The organism is Micromonospora sp. DT44 (genome assembly GCF_049841635.1).
Taxonomy (GTDB): domain Bacteria; phylum Actinomycetota; class Actinomycetes; order Mycobacteriales; family Micromonosporaceae; genus Micromonospora.
In genome coordinates this window covers 112,538-118,846 of sequence record NZ_JBNCKS010000015.1, presented here as the reverse complement: position 1 = coordinate 118,846, position 6,309 = coordinate 112,538, and the positions used below count along the sequence as shown (strand labels likewise).

Genomic DNA, 6,309 nt, shown 5'->3' with positions numbered 1-6,309 from the left:
GACTACTAAGCTGCTACGCGTCCACTGTGCAACTCTGAACAAACACCCACCCGTTGTGGTGATGGTTGATATGTTCATAGAGTTACGGCGGTCATGGCGGAGGGGAAACGCCCGGTCACATTCCGAACCCGGAAGCTAAGCCCTCCAGCGCCGATGGTACTGCACTCGTGAGGGTGTGGGAGAGTAGGACACCGCCGGACAATCTTTCAGAAATGGCCACCCCGACAGGGGTGGCCATTTCTGCGTTCCCCCTCGCAATCCCCACCGCCCTCCTGTCTCGTGGGGTGCCCTCCCGCTCAGTCCCGGTGATCATGAAGTTGTTGCCATGACACGCCGCTGACTGTGGCAATAACTTCATGATCAACGCGCCGAGGGCGGGGTGCCGGGGCCACGCGGCCCGGCGGCGGCGGTGGTTCCGCGGTCCGTGGTGGTGGTTACTGGGCTTAGGGTTGGGCTGTGGGGGACGTGCTGATTCTTCTCGTCTTTGGCTGTTGCGTGGCTGTCGTGCTGGCCACGCTGTGGTGGCTGGGCGTACGTGGTCGCCGCCGCGATGTCGGTGGCGAGGTCATGGGGCCGTTCGAGGAGATGTGGCATCCGGCGGCGACGCGCTACCGCGCGGAGATCCGCGTACAGGAGCAGCGTATGACGCCGAGGTCGGCTGCCGACGACACCGACGGGCGGGCTCAGGAGGGCTTGGGGCCGCAGACGTAGCGCGGCTCGGCGTCGTAGCGCCAGGTGAACTTCTCCCGCTTGACCACCACGCCGTCCTTCTTGATGACCCGGAAGGCGTCCTGGGTGAAGCCGTTGATGCCGTTGCTGGGAATGCACTTCGGGCCGGGCTCAAGGTGGATGAGCTTCGGCGTGGTGATGTTGCGGCGCGGGCCGTACTCCGTCTTGACGCTGTCGTAGATCTTCGTGCTCCAGATGGAGACGGTGACCGAGCTCGACGTGTACGACGTGTCGATGAGTAGGCCGTACTCGGTGTTGTTGCGGAACTTGAAGTCCAGGTTCGGCCAGAAGATTGTCGACTCGATGACGGCCGGGTACCTGTCGAACCAGTACGAGTGGGGCTTGTGCTCCACGTCCTGGAGGCCGGCGTAGTAGGTGGCGTTGAACAGGGTGGTCGTGAACTGCGACGTGCCACCCCCGACGCCGGGCACCAGCTTGCCGTCCAGGATGACCGGCGCGTCCTTGTAGCCCTGGGAGTAACTCCGCTCGCCGGTGTGCCCGTTGAGGGAGAACGTCTTGCCGGGCAGCACGACCGTGCCGTCCACCTTCTTGGCGATGGTGGCGATGTTCTGGCTGCGCGACGACGCCATCCCGCCAGTGAAACGCGTGGTGAAGGTGGACACCCGTACCTTGATGCCCAGACCGGCCAGCTTCTCCGCGGTCACCTCCGGCGGCGTCTCCTTCAGTTCTCCGGTCACCTCGCGTCCGTCGGACTTCGGTAGCACCGCCAACAGGTCGCGGCTCAGTGTGCCCGTGTCGAGCTGCTGCCCGGCACGCCCGTCGACGACCGTGGGACGACCGCCGCCGATGGTCATCGTGGCGTCCTTCGGCGGCACCTCGATCGCGTTGAGCTTGTCGCCGAGGGCCGTCCGCAGCCGTTTGACGTCCACCGCCGGAGTGAGCTTGCCGGCCTTGTCGGCGTTGAAGCGGAGGCTCTTCGCGATGACCGCCGGCGGCACCTGCACCGAGCCCCGGTCGGTGCGCAGGGTGACCGGTGCGGAGACGGCCGGCTTGGCCAGTTCGGCGACCAGCCGGTCCACCTCCTCCGCGGTGGTCGCCGGCTGGCTCTCCACCAGTGGCACGGTCACCGGCGTGCCGGCGAGCCAGCCGGCCCGGACGACGTCGACCGAGCGCTGCGGGTCGAAGGCGAGACCGGGCTTGGGGCGTACGACCTTGGGTGTGGTGCCCTGGTAGGAGATGGCCGGCATCGTCATCGGACGGACCTGGTCGCCGAGCGCCGTGCGCAGGGCCGCGTCCAGGCGGGGCGCGTCGACGGTGACGACCGGTTCGACGGTACGGGAACCGACCAGCCGACTGACCGGGTGCGCCTGGGCCTCGGCCGCTGCCGCAACCGTGGCCGCCACGTCGACCGCCAGTCCCACGTCGGCCGGATTGATCTCGGCGGTGCGCTCTCCGACCGTGATCCGCAGGGGCGCGGCGAGGGCTGCGGCCCGCCGCTCCAGCTCTGCCCGCAACTCCCGGTCGGCCGCGCTGCGGCTCCGACCGCCCAGTTCGGTGCCGAGCACGCTGGTGCCCCGGGGCACGTCACCGGCGTACGCCCAGGCGCCGGCACCCGCGACGGCGGCGAGGACGCCGCCGGTGATGCCCGCGCCGAGCAGCACCCGCACGCGCCGTGGACGGCGGCCGCCGTTGTCCAGCTCGCCCGTGGCCGTCGCCGGTGTGACAACGTACGGCTCGTCGTCCGGCCAGGTGACCGCCGTGACCTGCACGGTCGGCCGGTCGTCGACGGGTGGACGTTTGTCGCCGTACAGCGTCACTGCAACCTCGATCGCCAGGTGCCGCGGGAGGTCCCCCCTCCCGGAGGACACCACGGTAACCAATGGCCGGCCGTCCGGGCGGGCTGTGCCCGTTCGGTGCTGCTACCGCGTGTCGCCCGGCGTGTCGTGGGGGCGTGGGTCGGTGTCCGCGTCGGGCGACGGGCGTGGCACGGTGGCGGGGTGGACGCTGCGGAGCGGGTGTTGGCGTACGGCGGGGGTTCGTTGGACCGGGCGGGCGCGTTACGCACCGACCCGGCTCGGCTGGACGCGTTGCTCGACGACCCGGCGACGGTGGTGCTGCCCCTGTGGCGGGACCGTTGTCTCGTCGACGGAGACGGTCCGGTCCGGCTGACGGCCGACCGCGCGTCACTCGTCCGGTCGGCCGCCGCCGAGACTGTGTTCCTGGGGCTCGACGGGAACGTCGCGGTGTTCGCCGTGGACCTCTCGGGTCTCGGTGAGGCCACCGCCGTCGAGATGGCGGGGGCGGCGCGGGCCGTCGACGTACGGTCGCTGGTCGGGCGACTCGACCCGGCGGGCGCGGCGACCCAGGCGTACGCCCGGGGGTTGCTGCACTGGCACCGGCAGCAGCGTTACTGCGGCACGTGCGGTGCGGTGGCCGTCGCCGGTGGTGGTGGCCACGTGCGGACCTGTTCCGGCGCGGAGTGTGGTCGGTTGCTGTTCCCCCGCATCGAACCGGCGATCATCGTGCTGGTCGAGGCGCCCGGCTCGGCCGGGCGCTGCCTGCTGGCCCGGCACGCGGGGGCGGCCGAGGACTCCTACTCGACGTTGGCGGGCTTCGTGGAGGTGGGTGAGAGCCTGGAGGACGCGGTCCGCCGGGAGATGGCCGAGGAGGCCGGGATCACCGTCACCGACGTGACCTACCAGGGCTCGCAGGCGTGGCCGTTCCCCGCCGGGTTGATGGTGGGCTTCCGGGCCACGGCGACGTCCGACGAGGTACGCGTGGACGGCGTGGAGTTGCTGGAGGCACGCTGGTTCACGCGGGAGGAGCTTCGGGAGCGGGTCGCGGCAGGTCGCCGGCTCGGCCGGGTGGACTCGATCGACCACCGGCTGCTGACCGACTGGTTCACCGAGGCGCGGTGACGTAGCGGGCTCAGCCGTACGGATGAGTTCGGCATCGTCTTCAGCGGCTTTTCAGCCCCGCGTTACGTAACTGTAACAATGCTGTGCAGCAACTACCGCTGGTGAAGATTCTGGAGTCATCCGCCCCAATTTCGATGGTTTGTAGCGGGAGCAGGGCGGCGCAGATCTGACCGACGGTGACGGTCGGAGATTTTGACGCGCAGCGCAGGTTACCGGCCAGTAGCAGCGCCCTTGTGACGTACGTCGCTTCGCGAGAGCATCCAATCCGCACACTGCGCGATCCGCCGACCATCCCCCGGAGCGGGACGCAGCGGCCACGTGCTTTCCCGTAGTCCCGAGTCGCGACTGCGATCGGTGACCCCCGGTTCGAGGAGGACCCGTGAAGGATTCGGAAACCCGTCAGGCGCAGGGTGGCACCCGCTGGCGTCGCTTCGCCGCCATGATGGTTCCCGCTGCGGTCGCCGCCGGCGGCATCGTCTTCGGTATGGCCAACGGCGCCATCGCCGCCAACATCACCGTCGCCGGCAAGCCCTTCAAGATTTCCGCCTCCGAGCTCGATGGAGACGGCTTCAAGCAGTACGGCGGCGTGGTGACCACCAAGGACGGCAAGATCGTCCCGGTGGCCATGTCGGAGATCGGCGAGGCCCACCTGACCAAGCTGTGCCAGTCGGTCGACGCCTCCGTCCCCGGTCTACCCAAGATCGTGCTGACCATCAACGCCGGCGACGCCCCCGGCAAGGAGGCCGTCGCCAAGAACCTGCTGATCGCGATGGAGTCGCTCGAGGGTGACGCCGAGTTCACCAACATCAACATCGGTAAGGACGCCAGTGACCTCGGCCCGGCTCCGGCCGGCTCGTTCGGCCAGGACGCCACGCACGTGAGCATCAAGGACCTTGAGCAGGTTGCCCGCTACACCACGGCCGGCACCTTCACGCTGACCGGCCTCAAGTTGAAGGTCAACGTCGGCGCTGAGGCCAAGGAATGCTTCTGAGCTGACGCCGCCGAGGCTCGCGAGGGGCGCCCCTCGCGAGCCTCGGTCCTGCCCACCCCTTTCACCCCAGGAGGACGTACGTGTCGACCGCCACTCATCGCGCGCAGCCCGGCCGTGTCGGTCAGGCCTGGCGCGGTTTCCGCCGCTGGCGGCGGTCCCGACCCTTCTGGGGCGGCCTCTTCACCCTCCTGGCCGGAGTGGAGATCCTCGGCACGACCAAGGTCAGCCTGGCCGGGCTGACCCTGCAGATGGGACCGACCGGCTTTCTGTCCTGGTTGATCCCCACCATCCTGGTCACCTGCGGCATCCTGATGTGGCTCAGCCCCGCGCAGCGGATCTTCTATGCCATCGTCGGCGCGGTGACCGCGGTCTACTCGCTGATCGGAGTCAACCTCGGCGGGTTCTTCATCGGCATGTTGCTGGGCATGGTCGGTAGCGCGCTCGGCTTCGCCTGGGTGCCGGTCAAGAAGGCCGCAGCGGTGGCCCCGGCCGCCGAGGAGCCGGACGACGAGCAGGCCGAGGACGGCGACACCGCCGACGAAGCGCCGCTCGTCGACGAGCTTCTGCCGGCGCGGGAACTCCAGGACGAGGTCACCGGGCCGCTCACCGACATCATCCCGCAGCCACGTAGCGTGCTGCGCGAGCCAGCCCCGAACCAGCAGACGGACGTGCGCGACACCGATGAGCTACCGCCTGCCGTGGAGCCGGGACCGTCGCAGAACCGGTCGACGGTGGCCCGCGACCCGAAGACGTACGTGGTGACACTGCTCCTGATGAGCCTCGCCAGCGCGGGTCTGACGACGGTCGACGGCGCGTCGCCGGTGCGAGCGGCGGCGCCCTCCTGCCCAACCCCGACCTCGTCGGCCCGGCCCACCACGCCGCCCGCCTCCCCGCCCAGCGCGAGCCCGAGTCCGAGTCCGAGCCCCAGCGCCACGACGGAGAAGCCGGACGGAAATCTGATCAGCAGCCTCGTCGACGGGATCGGCGACCTGTTGACCGGCGGTGACGACGACAAGACGGAACCGGCCGGCAAGGCCGCCGCCACGGACGAGCCCACCAGCGGCACCGCCCGGGCCGGCGAGTCGGCCACCCCGAGCGCCGGCCCCACGCGTAGCGCCACACCCGACTCCACCCGGACGGCGACCCCCACCCGCGCCCCCGACGCTCCGTGTGCCAGCCCGAAGCCGACCAAGCCCGCGCCCGTCGAGCCCGGGAAGCCGCTGCCGAAGCTGGCGGCCGATCCGAACCTGCCCAAGGTCGCCGCCATCCCGGCGAAACTGACCGGCTCCAAGGTGGTGATGACGGACCTGCGTTTTCGGGGCGTCGAACCGTTGCGCACCGCCAAGGGCGAGATGCGGGCGTTGAAGTTCACCATGAGCAGGGCGGTGACCAGTGACTTCGCGTTGCTGGTCGCGGGGCCTTCGAGCGGCTCGCTGTTGAGCGAGACCGACCAGCTGACGATCGACGGTGACGTGACCTTCTACGCGACCCGGTTCGTCGGCCGGTTCCTGGGCATCAAGGTCACCCTGACTCCGGACCTGCCCTTCCCCGACGGCATCCCGGTCACCTCGCCGCTGCCGCTCACCTTCACCGACCCGCAGATCGACCTGGCCTTCATCTCCTGCGACACGCTGACCGGCCGACCCAGCCTCAAGCAGACGCAGCAGTGACCCCGACGTGGAACGGCGTCCCGACCGGGACGCCGTCCCA

5 protein-coding genes and 1 rRNA gene are annotated in these 6,309 nt (G+C 69.7%); 5 read left to right on the top strand and 1 reads right to left on the bottom strand.

The features are described from left to right. The first annotated feature begins 83 nt into the window (after positions 1-83). A 5S ribosomal RNA gene (gene rrf, locus ACLQ25_RS11660) occupies positions 84-200 on the top strand. A gap of 256 nt (positions 201-456) precedes the next feature. Beyond that, positions 457-711, top strand: coding sequence for a hypothetical protein (locus tag ACLQ25_RS11655; RefSeq protein WP_425730881.1), 255 nt, complete (start codon positions 457-459; stop codon positions 709-711). On the opposite strand, the gene ACLQ25_RS11650 is transcribed toward ACLQ25_RS11655, so the two are convergent. After that, positions 684-2,507: a VanW family protein gene (locus tag ACLQ25_RS11650; protein ID WP_425730880.1), complete on the bottom strand. Its 1,824-nt coding sequence runs from the start codon at positions 2,505-2,507 to the stop codon at positions 684-686. The genes ACLQ25_RS11655 and ACLQ25_RS11650 overlap by 28 nt on opposite strands. Positions 2,508-2,687: 180 nt before the next feature. Here ACLQ25_RS11650 and nudC point away from each other — a divergent pair, with 180 nt between their 5' ends. From nudC to ACLQ25_RS11635, 3 genes are all read left to right on the top strand, one after another. Continuing rightward, the gene (gene nudC, locus ACLQ25_RS11645) at positions 2,688-3,608 is read left to right on the top strand and encodes an NAD(+) diphosphatase (RefSeq protein ID WP_425730879.1); all 921 of its coding nucleotides are present in this window, start codon (positions 2,688-2,690) and stop codon (positions 3,606-3,608) included. A gap of 439 nt (positions 3,609-4,047) precedes the next feature. Continuing rightward, on the top strand, positions 4,048-4,599 hold the full coding sequence (locus tag ACLQ25_RS11640; RefSeq protein ID WP_425730891.1) for a DUF6230 family protein: 552 nt from the start codon (positions 4,048-4,050) through the stop codon (positions 4,597-4,599). A gap of 80 nt (positions 4,600-4,679) precedes the next feature. Next, complete coding sequence (locus tag ACLQ25_RS11635) at positions 4,680-6,269, top strand: DUF6114 domain-containing protein (protein ID WP_425730878.1); 1,590 nt, start codon at positions 4,680-4,682, stop codon at positions 6,267-6,269. The last annotated feature ends 40 nt before the right edge of the window (positions 6,270-6,309 follow it).